A 22,443-nucleotide genomic window follows, 5' to 3' on the forward strand; every position below is an offset into this window, starting at 1 on the left:
GATGGGGATGAATATAAAGAAAACAGTAACTATTTTTGTAATGATGCTTTGCAGTACAGTCAATGTGTACGCAGAGGGGAGCAGAATTGGATTTGTGAATATTAATCTTTTACTACAAAAGGCACCTCAGGCACAAGCTGCAACCAGTCGTCTGGAAGAGGCATTTGGTGATAGAAAGATAGAGGTTCTTGATTTTCAGAAAAGGTGTAAAAAGATGGGGGAGGATCTGGAGAAAGAGGGTGCTGCATTGAGTAAGCAACAGAAACAGAGAAAGCTCCTGAAGATACGTTCTTGTAGTAGTGAGTTGAAGTTGATGGATGAGGAGTATGGGGCAGATCTGCGGATTGCACAGGCTGAAGAGCTTCAAAAGTTACAGAAACTTGTGTTCAAAATGGTCGATAGAGTGGCGAAAGATGAACAGTTTGACCTTATAGTAAATGAGTCAGTTATCTTCGCATCACCTCGTGTAGATATATCTCGTACTGTATTAAATGCCCTGAAATCAATGTCAGGAAATGGTGATAACGGCGCATCTGTAGAGACAGCACAGTAGGGGGCAGGAGCTCTATGGGAACAACTCTGGGTGAGATTGCAGAGCTTATAAACGCCGAACTTGTGGGCGACTCTGCTTGTGTTGTTGAAGAGATTGCCGCCCTTGAGGGTGCGACCAGTAATCAGATCTCATTTCTCTCCTCAGACAAGTTTCTCTCCCAGCTTCAATCAACGGAGGCAGCAGCGGTAATTCTTCACCAAGATAGACGGGATCAGTTTGATGGAAATCGACTATTGATGGATGACCCATATCTTGGTTATGCAAAGGTTGCATCAATTCTTAATCCGTATATTTTCAAGGAACAGGGGAGGTCACCGTCTGCCACCATTCATGAAACAGCATCAATCGCAGAAGGGGGCTGGATTGGTCCTCAATGTGTGGTAATGGAGCAGGTTGAGGTTGGAGAGTCAGTTTTTGTGGGGGCAGGATCTGTGATTGAGGAGGGATGCACAATTGGCAGAGGAAGCAGGCTGATGGCCAATGTCTCTTTGATGGCAGGTACTGTGGTTGGAGAGGATTGCATTATTCACCCAGGCGCAGTACTTGGGAGTGATGGTTTTGGTTTTGCCAATGAAGATGGAAGGTGGGTAAAAATTCCACAACTTGGCAGGGTGATTGTTGGAGATGGTGTGGAGATTGGTGCCAACAGCACTATTGATCGAGGAGCTCTGGAAGATACCGTAATTGAGAGTGGAGTGAAGATCGATAATCTGGTCCATATTGCCCATAATGTCAGAGTTGGTGAGAATAGTGCCATGGCTGCAATGGTTGGTATAGCCGGAAGTACGGTGATAGGAGCTGGCTGCACATTTGGAGGGCAGGCTGGAGTGGTGGGTCACCTTGAGATTGTTGATGGCACCCACTGTACAGCAAGAACGCTGATTACCAAATCCATAAATACACCTGGTCTCTATTCATCAGCAACTCCTGCAGATCCAAATCGAAAGTGGCGAAGAAATGTTGTGCAGTTCAGAAAACTGGATGAATCAATAAGAGAGTTGCGTGGTCTGGCTCCCAGATTGAGTGATATGGAAGAAAAAATTGAATTAATGGAAAAAGGAAAAGAGAAATGACTCAAATGGATATTAATGAGGTAATGAAGCATCTGCCGCACCGCTACCCTTTTCTGTTGGTTGACAGGGTGCTTGAGTTTGAGGTGGGCAAGAGTCTGCGGGCAATAAAAAATGTAACTATCAATGAACCATTTTTTCAGGGCCACTTTCCCCATGTGCCTGTTATGCCCGGAGTTTTGATTATGGAGGCACTGGCACAGGCAACTGGAATACTGTCATTCAAGACCACAGGAAACCTCCCTACTGCCAAGTCACTCTACTATTTTGTGGGAATAGACAAGGCACGTTTTCGTAAACCGGTAGAGCCCGGCGACCAATTGATTCTCGAGGTTGAGTTGGAGCGTAGAATTCGTGATATCTGGAAATTTAAGGGAACTGCCAGCGTAAATGGTGAGGTGGTTGCCAGTGCAAACCTGATGTGTGCAGAGAAAGAACTGGAGTCGTGATTCACCCAACAGCGATAATAGATGAATCAGCAATAATTGCTGACAGAGTTGAGGTTGGCCCATACTCAGTTATAGGTCCTGATGTAGCTATTGGTGCAGGAACCAAAGTGGAGTCCCATGTGGTCATCAAGGGCCCTACGACCATAGGTGAGAACAACCACTTTTTTCAATTTTCCTCTATTGGTGAGGATCCACAAGACCTGAAATATCATGGGGAGCCTACTCTGCTGGAGATAGGTGATAACAATACATTTCGTGAATGTTGTACAGTAAATCGTGGAACTGTTGGTGGGGGAGGAGTAACCAGGATAGGAGATCACAACCTGATCATGGCATACGTACATATTGCCCATGACTGTATTATCAATAACCATGTGATTCTGGTAAATAATGCATCACTCGCTGGCCATGTGGTCATTCATGACCATGTCATTCTTGGCGGATTTACCCTGGTGAGCCAGTTTATTACTATTGGTTCATACGCATTCTCTACCATGGGTAGCGCAATCAACAAGAATATTCCGCCATATATTCTGGTCTCTGGAAACCTGGCCAGACCTGTTAGCCTGAATCTGATTGGGTTGAAAAGAAAAGGGTTTGATAGTGAGGCACGCAAGGCAATGAAGCAGGCATTCAAGATGATGTTTCATTCCCATGACTCTCTTTCAGAGGTTATAAGTGATATTGGTGAGCTATCATATCAGCACCAGGAATTAGCTATTTTTCACGATTTCATTAAAGAGCACAGCGAGAGTAAAAACGGCGTGATTCGCTAATGTCTGAATACCGTATTATGGTGGTTGCTGGTGAGCCATCCGGAGATCTTCATGCATCACGTCTCCTGCAACAACTTAATCTAAGAGATCACCAATTCCACTGTTATGGTATTGGTGGCAAACGTATGCGGCAACAGGGGTTTAATGCGGTTGTCGGGATTGAGCAGATGGCGGTAATGGGATTGATAGAGATAGTGCGTCATTTTCCATATCTTTTTGGGGTACTCAGAAAGATGCGTGCCCTGTTGAAAACTGACCCTCCTGACCTGTTGATTCTGGTTGATTACCCCGGCTTTAATATGTTGTTGGCAAAGACTGCTAAAAAACTTGGAATAAAGGTGCTCTACTATGTAAGCCCAAAGATCTGGGTATGGAGAGTAGGCAGAGTTCATAAGATTGCAAAAAGAGTGGACCACATGGCTCTGATTTTTCCATTTGAGGCTCCCTATTATGAGAGGGTGGGAGTGGCGGCAACCTACGTTGGGCATCCATTGGTTGGGGAGGTAAGTTCCAGTAACAGTGTTGAAGAGGCACGGGTGAAGATCGGAATTGATCCTGACAAAAAAACCATTGGTCTTTTTCCTGGTAGTCGTAGAGGAGAGGTTCAGCAGCTGTTGCCTGATCTGTTGAAGAGCGCACGGGAGATCTATGTGCATGACAGCAAAGTTCAGTTTGTCATATCTCAGGCTCCAGATCTCTCATCCTCTCTTTTTTCTGGGGTAGAGCTGTTTGATGATGTTCCTCTAACTATAGTCAAAGGTGATGTACATACGGTGATTCGTGGTTGTGATGCTATTGCAACAGCATCAGGTACGGTTACCTTGGAGATGGCACTACTTGAGACCCCAATGGTGGTGATTTACCGTGTTTCCCCCATAAGCTACTGGTTGCTTAGCCATCTTATCAAGACAGAATATATCTCCTTGGTAAATATTGTCGCAGAGCGTGAGGTGGTTCCAGAACTTCTACAGGAGAATGCGTCAGCGTCATCGATTGCTCCATATCTTCTCTCTATTCTGGATGATGGAGAAGAGAGGAGAAGAGTGGTGGGTGGGTTAAGGGATGTAAAGAGTCGCTTGGGTAGTGGAGATTCGGCTAGCAGGTTGGCAGATTTGGTTGAAGAGATGTTGCATGAACAGTAATGGGCAAAAGTTGATTGCAGGGGTGGACGAGGTGGGGCGTGGTCCACTGGCAGGGCCGGTTGTTGCAGCTGCGGTGGTGTTACCTGAAGATCATGGGATTAAGGGGCTCGCAGATTCCAAAAAGTTGACACCGAAAAAAAGAGAGAGGCTCTCTAAAGAGATCATGGACCATGCTATAGGATGGGCTATTGCAGAGGCAAGCAGGAAAGAGATAGATGAGATAAACATTCTTCACGCATCACTGTTGGCGATGAGAAGAGCTGTTGAGACGCTACAATGTGCCCCCTCGCTGGTGCTGGTGGATGGGAATCGTATTCCCCCTGGACTGACTATGGCAGCTGAGGCAGTTGTAGGAGGTGACGCCAAGATTGAGTCGATAAGTGCCGCATCTATTTTGGCCAAAGTGGCACGAGACCAGATGATGGTTGAGCTTCATCAACATCATCCACAATATGGCTTTGATAGCCACAAGGGGTATCCAACAAGACAACATATTGCGGCCCTGCAGCAGCATGGGGCTCTGGATCAGCACCGTCGATCATTCAGGCCGGTTAGAAAGGCTCTGGGGCTGTAATGTCATTTGTTCACCTGCGCTTACATTCAGAGTACTCCATGGAGAATGGGCTGATTCGTATCGCCCCATTGATGGAAGCACTACAGAGCGGGGGGATGAGCGCAGTTGCAGTAACAGATATTGGGAATATGTTTGCAACTGTAAAATTCTATCGGGCAGCGGTAGCTGCCGGGATAAAACCAGTTATTGGGGCAGAGATCAGGGTGCGTACTCTCTCCGAGGGTAGTGCAGTATCACGTCTGGTGCTACTGGCACAGGATAATAGTGGTTTCAAGAACCTTAAGACATTAATCTCCAGATCGTATCTTGAGGGTCAGCATAGAGGTGTTCCTCAACTGGAGAGAGAGTGGTTTGATGGATATACAGATGGGTTAATCGCGATTTCTGGTGGACGCAGTGGAGATGTTGGGCAGGCGCTGTTGGCGGATGAAGAGGGAGAGGCTATCTCACACATAAAGTCATGGATGGCCCTGTTTCCTGGTCGGTACTATCTGGAACTTCAGAGAACAGCACGTGGTGGAGATGAGAACTGGAATCATGCGGCTGTTGCATTAGCGGAAAAATTTGATCTACCGGTAGTGGCAACCAATGATGTTCACTTTCTGCACAAAGATGAGTTTGATGCTCATGAGGCACGAGTCTGTATTCATGATGGCCGTGTTCTTGATGATCCACGTCGCCCAAAAAATTTCACACCTGAACAGTATCTCCGCTCAGCGGAGGAGATGGAGTCGCTGTTTAAGGATATCCCGGAAGCTATTGAGAATAGCCTGGAGATAACCCGTAGATGTAATGTATCACTATCACTGGGTGAAAATTATCTCCCTGACTTCCCAATCCCTGTTGGATTGACCATTGAGCAGTTTTTCCAGCAAGAATCTGAAAGCGGTCTGGAGTGGAGGTTGAAGCAACTTTTTGGTGATGCGTCGACTATTGAGGAGAAGAGAGCACCTTACGATGAACGACTAAAGATTGAGCTGGATGTGATTAATGGAATGGGGTTTCCTGGTTATTTCCTGATTGTCGCCGACTTCATTCGCTGGACCAAAGAACATAATATCCCGGTTGGGCCAGGACGTGGTTCAGGTGCCGGTTCTCTGGTGGCATATTCACTAAAAATTACTGATCTTGATCCACTGAAATATGAGTTGCTGTTTGAGCGGTTCCTCAATCCGGAACGGGTATCCATGCCAGACTTTGATGTGGATTTCTGTATGGACAGACGTGATGAGGTGATTCGCTATGTCGCAGATACATATGGGCATGACAGGGTATCCCAGATTATCACTTATGGACGAATGAATGCCAAGGCTGTGGTCAGGGATGTGGGTCGTGTCCAGGGACACCCTTATGGCATGGTTGACCGCATAGCCAAATTAATTCCATTTGATCTCAAGATGACTTTGGAGAAGGCCCTCAATGAATCAGAAGATTTGAGAGAGCGATATGACAGTGATAGTGATGTAAAGGAGTTGATAGATCTGGCTAAATCTCTGGAAGGTGTTGCCAGAAATGCAGGAAAACATGCTGGTGGGGTGGTTATCTCACCTTCTGACATTAATGACTTTACTCCAATTTACTGTGAAGAGAGTGGGACAGGTCTGGTTACCCAATTTGACAAGGATGATGTAGAGGCTGTTGGGCTGGTAAAGTTTGACTTTCTCGGGCTGCGAACCCTGACCATTATTGATTGGGCTGTAGAGATGATAGACCAGCAGCGTAAGGGCGGAGGGGAGGAGCCGCTCTTGATTGAAGAGATCAATATGGCAGACAGGAAAACCTTTGAGTTATTGCAATCTTGTCAGACCACAGCGGTATTCCAGCTGGAATCCTCCGGCATGAAGGAGTTGATCGGTAAACTGCAACCAGACAGTTTTGAGGATATTGTCGCATTGGTTGCACTCTATCGTCCGGGTCCATTGGAGTCGGGGATGGTTGATAACTTCATTGATAGAAAGCATGGTCGGGAGGTTATCTCTTATCCGGATGCCAAATATCAGCATGACTCTTTGAAGATCATACTGGAACCAACCTATGGGGTAATTCTCTATCAGGAACAGGTAATGCAGATTGCTCAGGTATTGGCAGGGTACTCTCTTGGTGGGGCAGATATGCTGCGCAGAGCCATGGGCAAAAAGAAACCGGAGGAGATGGCGAAGCAGCGCTCTATCTTTGAGCAAGGTGCAGTTGCCAATGGGGTTGATAGCAAGCTGGCAATGAAGATTTTTGATCTGGTTGAGAAGTTTGCCGGATATGGATTCAACAAGTCACACTCCGCAGCGTATGCATTGATCTCATATCAGACAGCATGGTTGAAGGCGCACTACCCAGCCCCATTCATGGCTGCAGTACTCTCTGCTGACATGGATAACACAGATAAGGTGGTTACGCTGATAGAGGAGTGCCGTGTGATGAAGCTGGATGTTCATCCGCCAGATATTAATCGCAGCCACTTTCGCTTTACAGTCTTTGACAATAGAGATGTGGTGTATGGTTTGGGTGCGATCAAAGGAGTTGGTGAGGCAGCCATTGAGGGTATTATTGAAGAGCGTGAGAGCAGTGGTAGTTATGTCGATATCTTCGATTTTTGTCGTCGAGTTGATCTTCGCAAGGCCAACAAGCGAGTGCTGGAATCCCTGATACGTGCTGGTGCCCTTGATGAGATTGCTCAACAGTTTATGGATGGAGAGGTGTGGGACGGTCGTTCCACTCTGATGAAGAGTCTACCAGATGCAATGAAGGCAGCAGAGCAGCATGTTCGTGATCAGGAGCGCGGGCAGTGGGATCTGTTTGGCGAACAGGAGGATAGTGATAATGGAGTAGATATCACATATAAACAGGCCTCTCCCTGGACAGAGAATGAGAGGTTGATCGGAGAGAGAGATACTCTTGGACTATACCTTACTGGTCATCCCATTGAGCAGCATGAGGAAGAGTTGGGCCACATGATCACTCAGCGTATTAGTGAGCTAATCTCGGATCGTGATAAGCAGGTTACTATTGCAGGGCTTATGATATCAATGCGCGTGGTGAAAACCAGAACAGGAAAGCCGCTGGCAATTCTGGTTCTGGATGACAGAACAGGTAGATTGGAGATGACGCTTTTTGATGAGTCTTATGAAAAGTACCGCCATTTTCTGGAGAAAGATTCTATTCTTGTTGTTCGAGGAACAGTTACAGAGGATGACTATAGTGGTGGATTGAGGATGAACGTAGAGGAGCTATGGAACCTTGATGGTGCCAGGGCTAGCCATATGAGGAGATTGATAATTCATCTTGATAAGGGGCAAATGGTTGGTAATCCTGCTGGTTACCTGGCCAATATACTGAAGCCATTTTGTGAGGGAAGCTGTCCGGTACAGATTCATTATCAGCAACCACAAGCTGTTGTAAAGATGGATCTTGGAGCCGAGTGGAATGTGCAGCCCAGTGAGAATCTGTTTCACCGCCTCAGAGAGCATCTGGGAGAAGAGAGTGTTGAGCCGGATTATCCTTGATCTGAATAGTTACATCACATCCAGGAGGATCTCTATTCTCTAGGGAATCTGTTTTTTTTGCGGTATAGTACGATTTAAGATAACAAACTGATCAATAGAAGAAAGCTGCTAAAACTATGAACCTGAATTTTCTGGAATTTGAACAGCCCATTGCCGAGCTGGAGGCAAAAATTGAGGAGCTACGCTATGTGGGTGATGATAGTGAGCTAAATATAAGTGATGAGATCTCCAAGCTCGAGGATAAAAGCAGGGAACTTACACGCTCAATTTTTTCATCCCTGAGCTCTTGGCAAATATCTCAGTTGGCAAGACATCCGCAACGTCCATATACACTGGATTATATTGATAGCATATTGACAGATTTTCAGGAGTTGCATGGTGATCGTGCCTATGCTGATGATGCAGCCCTGGTTTGTGGTATGGCCCGTCTGGAAGGGCAGTCAGTTATGGTAATTGGTCACCAGAAAGGCAGGGATACCAAGGAAAAAGTCAGGCGTAATTTTGGGATGCCTCGTCCTGAAGGGTATAGAAAGGCGTTGCGAGTAATGCGAATGGCAGAACGTTTTGGGCTGCCGATACTTACCTTTATTGATACCCCTGGGGCCTATCCCGGGATGGATGCAGAGGAGCGTGGGCAGAGTGAGGCCATTGCAAGAAACCTTTTTGTCATGGCACGTCTGCGCACTCCAATTATCTGTACGGTAATTGGTGAAGGCGGATCAGGCGGCGCATTGGCGGTTGGTATTGGTGATCGGGTCAATATGATGTCCTACAGCACCTATTCGGTTATCTCTCCTGAGGGGTGCGCATCTATTCTATGGAAAAGCGCAGATAAGGCATCTGATGCAGCCGAAGCAATGGGTCTAACTGCCCCCAGGCTCAAGGAGCTTGGGTTGGTGGATTCTATTATTGAAGAGCCGTTGGGCGGCGCTCACAGGGAGCCTTCTGATGCGGCAGCAGCACTCAAGAAAGAGCTGTTGTCTCAGCTGGAAATACTGAAGAATATTGATGCCGATAAATTGCTGGAAGATCGTTATCAGCGTCTTATGAGCTATGGAAATTTCACCTCCAGCTGACCTTGTACGTGGAGAGTTCTCTCCCCAACAGTTGGTACCATTTTTAAGCAGATATCCCCTGTTCGGGACTATGTTTGTCGCCTTTAGTGGTGGTGTTGATTCATCCTCTCTTCTTCATGCGCTCGCACAGTTGCGAGATAAAGATGGCGGTAATTTTGCGCTGGAGGCCATTCATGTTAACCATGGACTTCAGAGTGAGGCAGGCCAGTGGGAAAATCACTGCATAAAATTCTGTAACCACCGGAATATTCCTCTTCATGTTGTTGCGGTTGATGCAATATCTAAAACTGGAGAGAGTCCGGAAGAGTCTGCCAGGAGAGCACGCTACAGCGCTTTTGCAGGGCAGATACAGAAGGGTGACCAACTGTTTACAGCACATCATCGAGAGGATCAGGCTGAAACATTTCTGTTGCAGGCATTGCGTGGAGCTGGTCCGCGTGGACTCTCTGCTATGGGTGGTGTGGTTTCATTTGCTGCAGGAAAGTTGATGCGTCCACTGCTTCAATTTTCACAACAATCACTGCAGGAGTATGCAGTTAGAGAGCAGTTGGAGTGGGTTGAGGATCCCACCAATCACCAGCAATCTGCAGACAGAAATTTTATTCGTCACGAAATCTTGCCGCGGTTGGAGAGACGATGGCCTGCAGCAGCATTGACACTATCTCGTAGTTCAAGACACTGTGCAGAGGCCTCGCAATTGGTTGAAAAATGGGCAGAGGAGCAGTTGATGGAACTCTCTGTTGGTGACCCCATGCCCCTGATAGTTGATGAGTCAGTAGAAAATAGTAAAGCGAGAATACGTTACTGGCTTGAGATGAATGGCGCAGGATTACCTGATGCGGTACATCTGCAGAGAATAATCAATGAGGTGATTAAGGCAAGGGATGATGCGGTGCCAGTGGTGCGCTGGAAAAATCGTCACAGTAGAGAGGTGACAGTTAGACGATTTCAAGGGCTCCTGTATATAGAGATAGGCAAAGGTCTGGAGATAGATAAGGGGGGCGGTAGAGCTTCAGACTTCTGTATCGAGTGGGATCTGCAGCAGCCACTGCATCTCTCTGAGATTGGGGCCAAGCTGGTTGTCAGAACAGTCTCCAGTGGCGGTATCAGGAAGGATCTGTTGCAAGGCAAAAAGGTTACTGTCCGTTCAAGAGTTGGTGGTGAGCGTTGCCAGTTTGGTGGTGCAAAACAGCGCAGAACACTAAAAAACATACTAAGGGAGAGAGGTGTTCCTCCTTGGGAGAGAGGGCAAATCCCCCTTGTTTTTGTTGGCAATGAGCTGGTTCAGGTGGTTGGCCACTTTATTTGCGCCCCTTATTCTGCAGATAATCAGTCAGATATGGGGGAGAATAGAGATCTAGAAGGGGAGGGGTTGTTGATTGAGAGTGTTCCGGAATAGTTATGGAACCTCTGAAAAAGTTTACTTATCTGATCGTGCAGTATTCATGTTTCTATATGAGGATTTGGGGTTAAGGCTTCTATTCTCGAACAGGCTCCTGAGGTACAATGACTCTCCATGAGAAGTCTCTCTCCAAACATATTCATGGCATCTATTTGGGTAACTCTATGACTCGATACATCTTCATTACTGGTGGTGTGGTCTCCTCTCTTGGAAAGGGAATTGCAGCAGCTTCACTAGGCGCAATTCTTGAGGCTCGTGGTCTGAAGGTGACCATGATGAAGCTTGATCCATATCTTAATGTGGATCCTGGCACCATGAGCCCATTTCAGCATGGTGAGGTGTTTGTTACCGAGGATGGTGCAGAGACAGACCTGGATCTTGGTCACTATGAGCGTTACATCCGCACCAAGATGACCAAAAACAACAATTTTACAGCAGGTCAGATCTATGATTCTGTGCTGAAGAAGGAGCGCCGTGGAGACTATTTGGGCGCAACGGTTCAGGTCATTCCTCATGTAACTGATGAGATCAAAAAATCTATCATTGCTGGTGCAGCATCTGCAGATGAGGATATTGACATAGCGTTGGTAGAAATTGGCGGAACAGTTGGTGATATTGAGTCACTTCCGTTTATGGAGGCTATCAGGCAGCTCGGTCTTGAGGTTGGACACGAGCGTGCCCTCTACGTTCATCTAACCCTGTTGCCATGGATATCAGTTGCCGGAGAGCTAAAAACAAAACCAACTCAGCACTCTGTAAAGGAGTTGAGAAGTATTGGAATACAGCCCGATATCTTGGTGTGCCGTTCTGACCGTCCGATTCCTCAGGGAGAGCGTAAAAAAATAGCACTCTTCACCAATGTGGAGGAGAAGGCTGTTTTCTCGGCAGTTGATGTTGAGAGTATCTATCAGATCCCAATGTTGCTTCATCAGCAGGGGATGGATGAGATTGTCGCCAGCAAATTCCGTCTGGATCTGCCGGAGGCTGATCTGAGTGAGTGGGAACATGTAGTTAATAATCAGCAGAACCCGCAGTATGAGGTCACCATAGGTATGGTGGGTAAATATATGGATTTGACCGAGGCCTACAAGTCGCTATCAGAATCACTTATTCATGCTGGTATTCATACAGATACCAAGGTCAGGATACAGTACCTGGATTCCGAGGACCTGGAAAAGTGTGACATCTCATGTCTTGATGGCCTGGATGCAATTCTGGTTCCGGGTGGTTTTGGCAAGAGGGGTGTTGAGGGGAAGATTGCAGCTGTACAGTTTGCACGAGAGAACAAAATCCCATATCTTGGAATATGTCTGGGAATGCAGGTTGCCGTAATCGAATATGCACGTCATATGGCAAGTATGGATGGGGCACACAGTACAGAGTTTGAGCCAAATACCCCGTATCCGGTAGTTGCCCTGGTTACTGAGTGGCTATCGGCTGATGGTTCGGTTGAGCAGCGTAACGAGGATTCTGATTTGGGGGGCACCATGCGTCTTGGTGGACAGGAGTGCCAATTGGCAGAGGGATCTCTGGTACGTCAGCTCTATGGAGAGGACAAGATTGTTGAACGCCACCGTCACCGTTACGAGGTCAATAGCCAGTTGGTTGCCAGGCTGGAAGATGCGGGGATGATCTTCTCTGGTCGTTCTGCAGATGGGGAGTTGGTAGAGATGGTTGAGCTCAAGGATCATCCATGGTTTGTTGCTTGTCAGTTCCATCCTGAATTCACCTCAACTCCACGAGATGGTCATCCTCTATTTAGTGGATTTGTATCAGCAGCACTGCAATATCATAAAAGAACCTCTGAAAAAGCTTAATGGGATGGTGGTTTGAAAGGCTAGGAGTAGCAAAATAGATGTTAACCGGAAATCCAGAGGAATATAGAATATGAAATTGTGTGGGTTTGAGGTGGGATTGGATCAGCCGCTCTTTCTTATTGCGGGACCGTGCGTGATAGAGAGTCAGCAGTTGGCACTGGACAGTGCGGGTGAGATGAAGGAGATTACCGATCGACTGGGAATCCCGTTTATCTATAAATCATCTTTTGACAAGGCCAACCGTACCTCGGTATCAAGTTATCGTGGCCCTGGGATAGAGGAGGGGTTGCGTATTCTCTCCGCTGTCAAGGAGCAGATAGGCGTGCCGGTTTTAACTGATGTACACGAGGATACCCCGCTTGATGAGGTAAGCGAGGTTGTTGATGTGTTGCAGACCCCGGCATTTCTCTGTCGCCAGACCAACTTTATTCAGAGTGTTGCCAGTCAAGGGTTGCCGGTCAATATTAAAAAAGGACAGTTTCTCTCTCCATGGGACATGAAAAATGTCACCGAGAAAGCCAAGGCTACAGGGAATGAGAATATTATGGCCTGTGAGAGGGGAGCCAGTTTTGGTTACAACAATCTGGTCTCCGATATGCGTTCACTTGCAGTTATGCGTGAAACAGGTTGTCCTGTCGTATTTGACGGGACCCATTCGGTACAGCTTCCTGGTGGACAGGGTGGTACCTCAGGAGGGCAACGCGAGTTTGTTCCTGTGTTGGCACGGGCAGCAGTGGCAGTTGGAGTATCCGGGCTGTTTATGGAGACTCATCCAGATCCTGATAAAGCCCTTAGTGATGGGCCTAATGCATGGCCTTTGGGGAAGATGGAGCCCCTGTTGGAGACCCTGAAGGCGATTGATTTGAGTGTGAAGAGTATGGGGTTTGCAGAACAGGGATAATGTTCTGTACTTGTGAGGGGGATATGATTGGGTCACGTAGTGACTGAACCGGAGCTTCCTTAAAATAGAAATAGTATTGTGAAATTAAAATGGAATTAATATGTCAGAAATAACCAATGTTGTTGCTCGTCAAATTATCGATTCTCGAGGGAACCCAACCGTCGAGGTGGATGTAACAGTTGCCTCTGGTGCAATGGGGCGGGCAGCTGTTCCGTCAGGAGCATCAACCGGATCACGAGAAGCTGTTGAGCTGCGTGATAATGACAAGAGCCGTTATGGCGGCAAGGGTGTACTCAAGGCCGTAGCTCATGCCAATGGCGAGATCAGGGATGCATTGACGGGCAAGGATGTAGAGGCACAGAGTGAGATTGATCAGATCATGATTGATCTTGATGGTACAGATAATAAAGGGAGGCTTGGTGCCAATGCGCTGTTGGCAGTCTCAATGGCATCTGCACACGCTGCAGCAAATGAGCAAGGGGTTCCGCTATATCGATATCTGACACCAGCTGGACCATATAAAATGCCGGTGCCAATGATGAATATCATCAATGGTGGAGAGCATGCAGATAATAGTATTGATCTGCAGGAGTTTATGATCCTGCCAGTTGGAGCAGGTTCAATTGCCGAGGCTGTACGTTATGGGGCTGAGATATTTCATGCATTGAAGAGCGTGCTCTCATCTCAGGGGATGAATACAGCAGTTGGTGATGAGGGTGGGTTTGCTCCAAACCTCTCTTCCAATGAGTCAGCTATCGAGGTGATTCTTGAGGCAGTGGAAAAGGCGGGCTTCAAGGCAGGCAGTGAAATATTTATCGGGATTGATGCGGCAAGTTCAGAGTTCTACCAGGATGGAAAATATAACCTGGCATCAGAGGGTAAGGTGCTGGATTCAACCGGAATGATTGATGTGCTGGAGAGTTGGGTCAATCAATATCCTATCCTTACAATTGAAGATGGATTGGATGAGGGGGATTGGGACGGTTGGAAACAGTTGACTGAGCGCTTGAGCAAGAAAGTGCAGCTGGTTGGTGATGATCTGTTTGTAACCAATACCGCAATACTGAGTGAAGGAATTGAGAAGGGTATTGGAAATTCTATTCTGATCAAGGTTAACCAAATTGGTACATTGACCGAGACTCTTGCGGCCATTCAGATGGCGAAAGATGCAGGTTATACAGCCGTGATTTCACACCGCTCTGGAGAGACTGAGGACGTGACTATTGCAGATTTGGCAGTAGCAACCAGCGCTGGTCAGATCAAGACAGGTTCTCTATCTCGCTCTGACCGTATTGCTAAATACAACCAGTTGATCAGAATAGAAGAGCAGTTGGGGGCAGAAGCACAATATGCAGGGATGGGCGCATTTTACAATCTTCCCTGATAATAAGGTGATGGTCGGGCGATGACTATTCGTCTGTTGATCATAGTGCTCATTTTTTTTCTTGGCTCGTTGCAGTACAAGCTATGGGTTTCTGAAAAAGGGATTCCGCGGCTCTGGGATATGGAGCAGTTAATTGCCAGACAGCATGAGATGAATGTCAGGCTGGAACAGTGTAATCAGGAGCTGCGTGCTGAGGTGGTTGACCTTAAAACAGGAAGAGAGGCTCTGGAAGAGCATGCCCGAAGTGATCTTGGAATGGTAAAACCTGGCGAACTATTTGTCTCAGTGGTAAATTCTACAGAAGTTTCAGGCCACAATATATCTGAGAATGACCCATGCATACAGACCAGCCAGTAATCTGGGGAATTGTTCCGGCTGCCGGTATTGGGTTACGGATGATGGCAGACCGCCCCAAACAGTATCTCGATCTTGCCGGCTCCCCGGTAATCAAACACAGTATTGATGCACTGTTTTCACTAAACAGGATCCAGGGGGTGGTGGTATCCATTGCAGCAGCTGATCAATGGTGGCCTGAGGTTGAGTTTGATGATCATAAAGCTGAGAAAATTTTGGTTGTCGAAGGTGGAAAAGAACGATCTGATTCAGTATTGAATGCACTGAATCTGTTGGCTGATAAAGCATCTGATGATGATTGGGTATTGGTTCACGATGCAGCACGCCCATGTCTTAGAGGCGATGACCTTGAGGATATGGTTGGTAAATTGTGGAATCATCCTGTTGGAGGAATTCTTGCGTCACCACTGGCAGATACAATAAAACGTTCTGGCACCAACAGGGAGATTGTGGAGACGGTGGACCGTTCAGGGCTGTGGCGCGCACTTACGCCACAGATGTTTCGTCTGGGGATGTTGAGGAGTGCGCTGAGACAGAGCATGGAAGATGGTGTTTCTGTTACTGATGATTCACAGGCAATAGAGTATCTTGGTTTTCAACCTGAAATTATCGAGGGGGATGCGGGAAATATGAAGATCACTCATCCCGGAGACATTCTGCTTGCGGAAGAGATCATGCAAAGAGAGCGAGGCAAGAGTTGATGAGAATTGGTCATGGTTTTGATGTTCATGCATTTGAGGATGGTGACCACCTGATGCTTTGTGGTATCAGGGTGCCATACAGCAGACAGTTCAAGGCCCACTCTGACGGAGATGTGGCAATTCATGCGCTTTGTGATGCCTTGCTTGGGGCGGTTGCACTGGGCGATATTGGACAACTGTTTCCAGATAGTGATGATCAATACCGAGGGATGGACAGCCGTTTTTTTCTGAGGGAGATTATGGTGATGGTGGGTGAGAAAGGCTATCAGATTGAGAATATAGATCTAACAATTATTGCCCAGGAGCCAAGGCTGGCTGAATATATTCAATCGATGAGGCAGTTGTTGGCACTGGATCTTGGAGTCGGGGTTGATCAAGTCAATGTGAAGGCAACCACAACAGAACAGCTTGGTTTTGTTGGAGAGAGACAGGGTATCGCTGCACACTCAGTAGCTCTTTTGGCTGCAAAATAGAATGGTACAACCACTACCATATGCATATGGTGCCCCCTCTGCAACCGCAAAAATAAGAAGTTTTCCTGAGGATTTTCAGGTAATTGAAGATCTCGGTTTTGCCCCGTCTGGTCATGGTCAGCATCAGATGATCGAGATTGAGAAGAGGGAGATGAACAGTGATCAGGTCGCATCTATTCTGGCCAAGTATATTGGAGTGAAGCGTAGGGATGTAGGTATGGCCGGCCTGAAAGATCGTTTCGCTATTACCAGACAGTGGTTCTCTGTGGATGTTGCTGGTAGAGAAATTCCTGATTGGCGCACTCTTGAACAGATGGATCTGGAGCAGGGCCAATCATTAAGAATTATTCAGGTTCATGACCATGCAAAAAAAATACGCAGAGGGGCGCTTAAAGGGAATAGCTTTAAGTTGATTTTGCGTGATGTTGAGGGAGATCGAGAGGAGCTGGAGTTGCGTCTGGAGATGGTCAAGAACGAAGGGATCCCAAATTATTTTGGTGAACAACGTTTTGGAAGGGGTGGCGGCAATGTGGAGCGTGCCCTGCAGATGTTCAACAAGAGATATCGCCCAAGAGGAAAGCATGAGCGAGGACTTCTGCTTTCATCGGTGCGCTCAGAGATTTTTAATCGGATATGCGCAAAACGGGTAGAGGCAGGGATCTGGAACCATCCGTTGGGCGGGGAGGTTTATGCATTGGCAAGAAGTCGTGCCTGGTTTCACGAGGATGAGGTTGATGAAGAGATCCTCAGAAGGGTTGCTGAACATGATATCCACCCAACGGCACCTCTTTGGGGGAGGGGCCGGCTTGATTCAACAGCAGAGGCAAAAGCTTTTGAGGAGTCAGCTATTGTGGGGATGGAGGAGATGTGTGGCGGGTTAGAATATGCAGGCCTGTCACAGGATCGTCGAGCTCTTAGGGTGGTTCCTGATAACATGAATTGGAGCTGGCTGGATGGTACAGATCTGGAGCTTGATTTTTGGTTGCCGTCCGGTAGTTATGCCACTGTTGTAATGAGAGAGATCGTATCAGATGTCCGGCCTCTTCAGTAGCACATAGAGAGCTCCACTACCGCCATCTCGTTGACGAGCAGAACAGAAAGCCAGAACACTACCATGGTGTCTGAGCCACATGTTCACCATGCTTTTGAGTATTGGAAGCTTGTCAGCAGAGCGAGTTCCTTTGCCATGGATTAGTCGAAAGCAGCGCACCCCATTATGCAATGCAAACCTGATGAATGAGGCCAACTCCCTGGCTGCCTCCACACTGTTCAGACCGTGCAGATCAAGTTCGTCTCTGGAGCACAAATCACCTCGTTTAAATTTTTTCAAGGTAGAACCGGGAAGCTCTCCGCGCAGATAGAATAGCCTCTCCTCCGGTTGTACCATCTCCAAAAGGGGGTCATTTTTGTCTGTGGCAATAATTGAAGAGTGCTCTTCGGACAGGCTCAGCTCCGAAAAACTATCTTTTATGTGCTCTGAGCGTGCTCTTTGAGAATATGTATCTGCCCGATTATCTTTATTTAGTGGGCGTACATCTCGAGTTATCTCGCGAAATAGTGCGGCATCTTCACTCTCTATTTTATGGTCGCTATCTGAATCTGTCATGAAAACAGATCTCTCCACCACCGTTTGCGATTACCAGGCAGGTGTCGCACCGGTTGCAGATCTTCAGGTTGCTCTTTTGAGAGAACCCATCCTGGTAGAGGTGGCGTCTCACTTGATCCACATGAGACCCCCAGGTTGTTGGGATCATAAATCTTGATCATTGAAGGGGTATGAGGGTGGTCGGTATAGACAATCCCACAGACTCGTTCATTGTGATCCTTGCGCAGAAGCGCATCAATTTTGGTGATGAAGTGTCGGAGATCATCTGGTGACGAGGTGGTTGCCGGCGGTTTTTCACCTACAGCGTAGATATACCATCCACTTAACTCTTCCTCAAGTAGGCGCTGCCAGAAAGTGGTTAAGTCATCCCACTGTAGCAGGCTACTGAATGAACCATTAAAGGTTTGTCGGTAGGTTGATCGCGCTTGATTCATCTGTTGAATTATACTTGACTCTTGCGGGCAGGTTTTTCAAGACTCTTGTTGCTTCTCCAGTTCTCTAGTGCCCACTCCCATACACTGTTTAATGGGTATGTAAGAAGTTCGTTTGGCGGATTTTGCCCCAGAAATTCAAGAGCATTAAATATGTTCTCTACAGGTTTATCCCGGTTGATCGGTTGTGTTTGGTGTTGTTTGCTTAGTTTGATTCCATGGTTATCTACTGCAATTGGCAGGTGGGCATAATTGGGAGTTGTATAATCCAGTTGCTGTTGTAGATAGATCTGCCTTGGGGTTGATTCCAGTAGATCACTGCCGCGTACAATATGGGTGATTCCCTGAAGATAGTCATCAACTACTACTGCAAGTTGATAGGCATAGATCCCATCTCTGCGTCGAACTATAAAATCACCTATATTTTTTTTCATGTTCCATAGGTGTCTTCCCTGCCATTTGTCATTGAGTGTAATAACCTCATCATCAACTCGGATCCGTATTGCATGGTTCTCTAGTGGTAGATTTTTATTTCGGCAACTCCCTGGATAGGGAGTGATCCCTTTTAGTTGGTTGCGACTACATTCGCATGCAAACAGCAGGTCCGACTCAAGCAACAGCTTCAGGCTCTCTTGGTAATATTCGTTACGTGTGCTCTGAAAAATTACAGAGTGGTCCCACTGCATCTGGTGTCGCTCCAGAGTAGCAAGAATAGAGTCAGTAGCCCCATGAGCTGTTCTTGGTAAATCAAGATCTTCGATACGAACCAGCCATTCACCGCTATTGGTTTTTGCTTCAAGATAACTTCCGGTAGCCGCAACAAGTGAACCGAAGTGGAGGTCACCACTTGGAGAAGGGGCAAAACGCCCTCGATAATTGGTATGATTGATATCTACCACTTGCAAGTTTTATTGATATTTGTTAAAATAATAGAATACATGATTATGTGTGATCTATACCCAAAGGCCTAAATATTATGCAGAATAGCGGAGAAAAAAGAGAAGATTGTAGAACTATAATCGAGAGCCGCAACAGGGATGGGGATAAATTTCGTCCCAGTGACTGGATTGAACGGATTTCATCGCAGATTGCACAGTATGGCAGAGGAAGGAGTCTTGGTTATCGTGATTGCGCACGTCCACGCATAATTAATGGCGAAAAATGTCTGGTGATTGAGCAGCGATTAAGTGTGAGGGATCCCGATGCCTACGCTTTTGTTAAAGAGTTTGCGGATACAAATAACCTCAAGGTCAGAGAGGAGTGTTCAGCCCCAAAGGAGGGGTGATCTCTTAAGGAAGCTCTGATTAAGGCACTTCGTGACCCATAAGATTTTTCAGGGGTTACTTAATTTGATTTTTCCTTGATCTCCTCAAGTTCTTTGCAGTCAATGCAGAGAGTTGCGGTTGGGCGTGCTTCCAGTCGTTTAATGCCAATCTCTATTCCGCAGGATTCACAATAACCATACTCATCACCATCCAGCTCATGGAGGGTTTTATCTATTTTTCTGATTAGCTTGCGTTCACGGTCACGGGTTCTCAGCTCCAGTGAAAACTCCTCTTCCAGAGTGGCCCTGTCACTAGGGTCTGGTAGGTTGGCAGTCTCATCCTGCATGTGGTGAACAGTACGATCAACCTCTTCCATTAACTGATGTTTCCAGGCTAGAAGTACCTCTTCGAAGTGGCTCTTCTGGTTATCGTTCATGTACTCTTCGCCCTTTTTAGGCTTGTATGGTTTGATGCCACCGACTAATAGCGTTGACTTCTTCTTCTTTGCGGCCATGCCGTTATTGCTCCTGACAGTATGAGAAAAGAGCGCATTGATACCAGATTGAATTCATTCTGGCAACCTAAATGTGCCTATTCTAAAAACAGGAAGAGATCTTGCAAGATGGTTTTCAGATCTCCTCTCCATGAGATAATGGTCGGGTATGATATCACGATGATGAGAAAAACAGTTGTTTCTCATCTTTTAAATGAACAGGAAAAAAGGGATAGAATGAAGGCGATAATTTTTGATGTTGACGGCACCCTGGCGGATACAGAGAGAGATGGACATAGAGTTGCATTTAATCTGGCGTTTGCAGATGCCGGGCTTGACTGGGTATGGAGCGAAGAGATGTACGGCAGGCTTCTGGCTGTTACTGGTGGAAAGGAGAGAATCAGACATTACATTGAGTTGGAGGAGCCTGAGTATCCAACTGTGGATGATCTGAGTGCATGGATTGCGTCTCTTCACGCATCAAAAACAGAACATTTCGTCTCTCTGCTACAAGCTGGAGAGATCCCTCTGCGTAGTGGTGTACGAAGACTGTTGACTGAGGCACATGAGGCTGGAGTAACTCTTGCGATTGCTACCACCACAACCCCTCAAAATGTCTCTGCACTACTGGAGCATGCCATGTTTCCTGGGGCAGAATCATGGTTCAAGATTATTGGTGCTGGTGATATCGTCCCCAACAAGAAGCCTTCGTCTGATATATATGACTATGTGTTGGCAGAGCTGGGCCTCTCTGCTGCTGAATGTATAGCCATTGAGGATTCTCACAATGGGCTCAGCTCCTCACTTGAGGCGGGGTTAACAACCATTGTGACAGTCAATGGTTATACTGAGGCGGAGGATTTTACCGGGGCCGCGTTGGTTCTGGATCAGATGGGTGAGTCAAATGACCATTGCCATGTATTGCAGGGAGATAGAGAGAAAAAAACAGTGCTTGATCTCGAGTGGGTTAAGTCGGTGTGGAGTAGATGAGTTTTCGTCCAAGTGATCGAGTAGAAGAAATTGAGCCATTTTATGTGATGGAGTTGCTGGCTCGTGCGCGCGAACTGGAGAGAGAGGGTAGAACTATAGTTCATATGGAGGTTGGGGAGCCGGATTTCGATACCCCGGAGTCCATTGTCAGGGCTGGAGTTGAAGCGTTAAACAAGGGGCACCATCATTACACCCCGGCACTTGGACTAACAGAACTTAGAGAAAAAATTGCAGATCACTATAATAGTACCTACGGCAAAAAAGTTCTGGCAGAACAGATTGTAGTAACACCCGGCTCATCAGGTGCGCTTCAGTTGTTGATAGCTCTTCTGGTTAATCCTGGTGATGAGGTCTTGATGGCAGATCCGGGTTATCCATGTAATCGTCATTTTGTTCGTATATTTGAAGGAGTGACGGTTTCAGTTCCGGTTGATGCTACCACCAGATTTCAATTGACCGCAGAATTGGTTGGTAAGTATTGGAGCGAAAAGAGCAGAGTGGTAATGATCTCCTCTCCATCAAATCCAACAGGTAGTGTTATTGCGGCCAATGAGCTGAAAAAAATTGCCCTGCTGGTGGAGGAGCGTGGTGGGGTCTTGATTGTGGATGAGATCTATCAGGGGCTGATTTATGATGGGTCTAGAGATACGGCTATAGATCTTCCTGGAACAGTGTTTGTAGTAAACAGCTTCTCCAAATATTATGGGATGACAGGGTGGCGTCTTGGTTGGCTGGTCTCCTTAAATATGGAGGCAGTCAGTGGGTTGGATCGGCTCTCTCAGAATCTGTTTCTGGCTCCACCAACACCATCTCAGTATGCGGCGCTCGTGGCATTTGAGCCAGAGACTGAAAGAGTACTGCAGGAGCGCTGTGACCGTTTTAGAAGACGCAGGGACTTTCTCTATGCGGCTCTGTTGGAGCTTGGGCTCAAGATAGATAGAGTGCCGGATGGTGCCTTTTATCTATATGCAGACTGTAGTGACCTGTCATCTGACAGTAGTCAGTTTGCGGCTGATCTGCTGGAGCAGGCGGGGGTTGCGGTTACTCCCGGAAAAGATTTTACAGTAAGAGATCCGAGGCGCTGGATACGGTTTGCCTACACCACCTCATTGGATCAGCTACAGCTTGGTGTGGAGCGGATCAGAAGTTTTCTTTCTACTCAAGGCGGGATGGGCCGATGAGGCATCAAATAACATTGCAACAGTTTCGCATGCTGCGACTACCTGTGGCGCTACACAGGGCTGGGCAGTTTATTGGCGTTGCCGGAGTGTGCTACTGGTTTTGGTGGGTACTGGTGGAAAAGGGCTTTCTGCAGACGCTGCTATCAGATGATCTGGGGATGCAGGCAATTTTGTTGGGGGTTCCTCTGGTTCTTATTCTGCCGGCAATATATTACACAGCACTCTTTATTCTACTGAGAGTGCTTTTTTGGCTAGGAAGCTCTGATGAAGAAGTCTCTGATGAAGATACTTCGTGATCCAATCAGATC

The 22,443-nt window shown here is 47.0% G+C and carries 24 protein-coding genes; 20 read left to right on the forward strand and 4 right to left on the reverse strand.

Features of this window, described 5'->3' with window-relative positions; translation table 11 throughout:
• The first annotated feature begins 7 nt into the window (after positions 1 to 7).
• The 16 genes from AC3ZFK_RS01190 (at position 8) to truD (ending at position 17,220) form a co-directional block, all read left to right on the forward strand.
• Positions 8 to 553, forward strand: a complete 546-nt coding sequence (locus AC3ZFK_RS01190; RefSeq protein ID WP_487505950.1) for an OmpH/Skp family outer membrane protein — start codon at positions 8 to 10, stop codon at positions 551 to 553.
• Positions 554 to 567: 14 nt separating this feature from the next.
• On the forward strand, positions 568 to 1,626 hold the full coding sequence (gene lpxD / locus AC3ZFK_RS01195) for a UDP-3-O-(3-hydroxymyristoyl)glucosamine N-acyltransferase (RefSeq protein WP_487505951.1): 1,059 nt from the start codon (positions 568 to 570) through the stop codon (positions 1,624 to 1,626).
• Positions 1,623 to 2,072, forward strand: coding sequence for a 3-hydroxyacyl-ACP dehydratase FabZ (fabZ, locus tag AC3ZFK_RS01200; protein ID WP_487505952.1), 450 nt, complete (start codon positions 1,623 to 1,625; stop codon positions 2,070 to 2,072). The genes lpxD and fabZ overlap by 4 nt, the downstream gene beginning before the upstream one ends.
• Positions 2,069 to 2,848: an acyl-ACP--UDP-N-acetylglucosamine O-acyltransferase gene (gene lpxA / locus AC3ZFK_RS01205; RefSeq protein WP_487505953.1), complete on the forward strand. Its 780-nt coding sequence runs from the start codon at positions 2,069 to 2,071 to the stop codon at positions 2,846 to 2,848. Before fabZ ends, lpxA begins: the two co-directional genes overlap by 4 nt.
• Positions 2,848 to 3,990: a lipid-A-disaccharide synthase gene (gene lpxB / locus AC3ZFK_RS01210; RefSeq protein WP_487505954.1), complete on the forward strand. Its 1,143-nt coding sequence runs from the start codon at positions 2,848 to 2,850 to the stop codon at positions 3,988 to 3,990. Before lpxA ends, lpxB begins: the two co-directional genes overlap by 1 nt.
• Entirely contained in the window at positions 3,980 to 4,564 is a 585-nt protein-coding gene (gene rnhB / locus AC3ZFK_RS01215; RefSeq protein WP_487505955.1) for a ribonuclease HII, read from the forward strand. The genes lpxB and rnhB overlap by 11 nt, the downstream gene beginning before the upstream one ends.
• Complete coding sequence (gene dnaE, locus AC3ZFK_RS01220; protein WP_487505956.1) at positions 4,564 to 8,061, forward strand: DNA polymerase III subunit alpha; 3,498 nt, start codon at positions 4,564 to 4,566, stop codon at positions 8,059 to 8,061. The genes rnhB and dnaE overlap by 1 nt, the downstream gene beginning before the upstream one ends.
• 116 nt (positions 8,062 to 8,177) lie before the next feature.
• Positions 8,178 to 9,137 (forward strand): acetyl-CoA carboxylase carboxyl transferase subunit alpha, encoded by a 960-nt coding sequence (accA, locus tag AC3ZFK_RS01225; protein WP_487505957.1) that lies wholly within the window; start codon positions 8,178 to 8,180, stop codon positions 9,135 to 9,137.
• On the forward strand, positions 9,115 to 10,536 hold the full coding sequence (gene tilS, locus AC3ZFK_RS01230) for a tRNA lysidine(34) synthetase TilS (RefSeq protein ID WP_487505958.1): 1,422 nt from the start codon (positions 9,115 to 9,117) through the stop codon (positions 10,534 to 10,536). Before accA ends, tilS begins: the two co-directional genes overlap by 23 nt.
• Before the next feature lie 167 nt (positions 10,537 to 10,703).
• Positions 10,704 to 12,356, forward strand: a complete 1,653-nt coding sequence (gene pyrG, locus AC3ZFK_RS01235; RefSeq protein WP_487505959.1) for a CTP synthase — start codon at positions 10,704 to 10,706, stop codon at positions 12,354 to 12,356.
• Positions 12,357 to 12,426: 70 nt separating this feature from the next.
• A complete protein-coding gene (gene kdsA, locus AC3ZFK_RS01240) occupies positions 12,427 to 13,257 on the forward strand; it encodes a 3-deoxy-8-phosphooctulonate synthase (protein WP_487505960.1) in 831 nt (276 codons plus the stop codon).
• A gap of 100 nt (positions 13,258 to 13,357) precedes the next feature.
• Positions 13,358 to 14,641 carry a phosphopyruvate hydratase gene (gene eno / locus AC3ZFK_RS01245; protein WP_487505961.1) on the forward strand — a complete coding sequence of 428 codons (1,284 nt, stop codon included), beginning with the start codon at positions 13,358 to 13,360 and terminating at the stop codon, positions 14,639 to 14,641.
• A gap of 21 nt (positions 14,642 to 14,662) precedes the next feature.
• On the forward strand, positions 14,663 to 14,998 hold the full coding sequence (gene ftsB, locus AC3ZFK_RS01250; RefSeq protein WP_487505962.1) for a cell division protein FtsB: 336 nt from the start codon (positions 14,663 to 14,665) through the stop codon (positions 14,996 to 14,998).
• Positions 14,977 to 15,696, forward strand: a complete 720-nt coding sequence (gene ispD / locus AC3ZFK_RS01255) for a 2-C-methyl-D-erythritol 4-phosphate cytidylyltransferase (RefSeq protein WP_487505963.1) — start codon at positions 14,977 to 14,979, stop codon at positions 15,694 to 15,696. The genes ftsB and ispD overlap by 22 nt, the downstream gene beginning before the upstream one ends.
• A complete protein-coding gene (ispF, locus tag AC3ZFK_RS01260) occupies positions 15,696 to 16,169 on the forward strand; it encodes a 2-C-methyl-D-erythritol 2,4-cyclodiphosphate synthase (protein ID WP_487505964.1) in 474 nt (157 codons plus the stop codon). Before ispD ends, ispF begins: the two co-directional genes overlap by 1 nt.
• Position 16,170: 1 nt before the next feature.
• The gene (gene truD / locus AC3ZFK_RS01265; RefSeq protein ID WP_487505965.1) at positions 16,171 to 17,220 is read left to right on the forward strand and encodes a tRNA pseudouridine(13) synthase TruD; all 1,050 of its coding nucleotides are present in this window, start codon (positions 16,171 to 16,173) and stop codon (positions 17,218 to 17,220) included.
• Here the strand turns inward: truD and AC3ZFK_RS01270 are convergent.
• The 3 genes from AC3ZFK_RS01270 to gluQRS are packed head-to-tail and all read right to left on the reverse strand — an operon-like array spanning position 17,197 to position 19,105.
• Positions 17,197 to 17,775, reverse strand: a complete 579-nt coding sequence (locus AC3ZFK_RS01270) for a Smr/MutS family protein (protein WP_487505966.1) — start codon at positions 17,773 to 17,775, stop codon at positions 17,197 to 17,199. The genes truD and AC3ZFK_RS01270 overlap by 24 nt on opposite strands.
• On the reverse strand, positions 17,772 to 18,209 hold the full coding sequence (locus AC3ZFK_RS01275) for a hypothetical protein (protein WP_487505967.1): 438 nt from the start codon (positions 18,207 to 18,209) through the stop codon (positions 17,772 to 17,774). The genes AC3ZFK_RS01270 and AC3ZFK_RS01275 overlap by 4 nt, the downstream gene beginning before the upstream one ends.
• 8 nt (positions 18,210 to 18,217) lie before the next feature.
• The gene (gene gluQRS, locus AC3ZFK_RS01280) at positions 18,218 to 19,105 is read right to left on the reverse strand and encodes a tRNA glutamyl-Q(34) synthetase GluQRS (RefSeq protein WP_487505968.1); all 888 of its coding nucleotides are present in this window, start codon (positions 19,103 to 19,105) and stop codon (positions 18,218 to 18,220) included.
• A 77-nt stretch (positions 19,106 to 19,182) separates the two neighbouring features.
• Here gluQRS and AC3ZFK_RS01285 point away from each other — a divergent pair, with 77 nt between their 5' ends.
• A complete protein-coding gene (locus AC3ZFK_RS01285) occupies positions 19,183 to 19,491 on the forward strand; it encodes a DUF3579 domain-containing protein (protein ID WP_487505969.1) in 309 nt (102 codons plus the stop codon).
• Positions 19,492 to 19,550: 59 nt separating this feature from the next.
• On the opposite strand, the gene dksA is transcribed toward AC3ZFK_RS01285, so the two are convergent.
• Entirely contained in the window at positions 19,551 to 19,985 is a 435-nt protein-coding gene (dksA, locus tag AC3ZFK_RS01290) for an RNA polymerase-binding protein DksA (RefSeq protein ID WP_487505970.1), read from the reverse strand.
• Positions 19,986 to 20,201: 216 nt separating this feature from the next.
• Here dksA and AC3ZFK_RS01295 point away from each other — a divergent pair, with 216 nt between their 5' ends.
• The 3 genes from AC3ZFK_RS01295 to AC3ZFK_RS01305 are packed head-to-tail and all read left to right on the forward strand — an operon-like array spanning position 20,202 to position 22,431.
• Complete coding sequence (locus AC3ZFK_RS01295) at positions 20,202 to 20,954, forward strand: HAD family hydrolase (protein ID WP_487505971.1); 753 nt, start codon at positions 20,202 to 20,204, stop codon at positions 20,952 to 20,954.
• Positions 20,951 to 22,135 (forward strand): aminotransferase class I/II-fold pyridoxal phosphate-dependent enzyme, encoded by a 1,185-nt coding sequence (locus tag AC3ZFK_RS01300; RefSeq protein ID WP_487505972.1) that lies wholly within the window; start codon positions 20,951 to 20,953, stop codon positions 22,133 to 22,135. Before AC3ZFK_RS01295 ends, AC3ZFK_RS01300 begins: the two co-directional genes overlap by 4 nt.
• On the forward strand, positions 22,132 to 22,431 hold the full coding sequence (locus tag AC3ZFK_RS01305) for a hypothetical protein (protein WP_487505973.1): 300 nt from the start codon (positions 22,132 to 22,134) through the stop codon (positions 22,429 to 22,431). The genes AC3ZFK_RS01300 and AC3ZFK_RS01305 overlap by 4 nt, the downstream gene beginning before the upstream one ends.
• Positions 22,432 to 22,443: the final 12 nt, after the last annotated feature.

The sequence above is a fragment of the Candidatus Thiopontia autotrophica genome, from assembly GCF_982804495.1.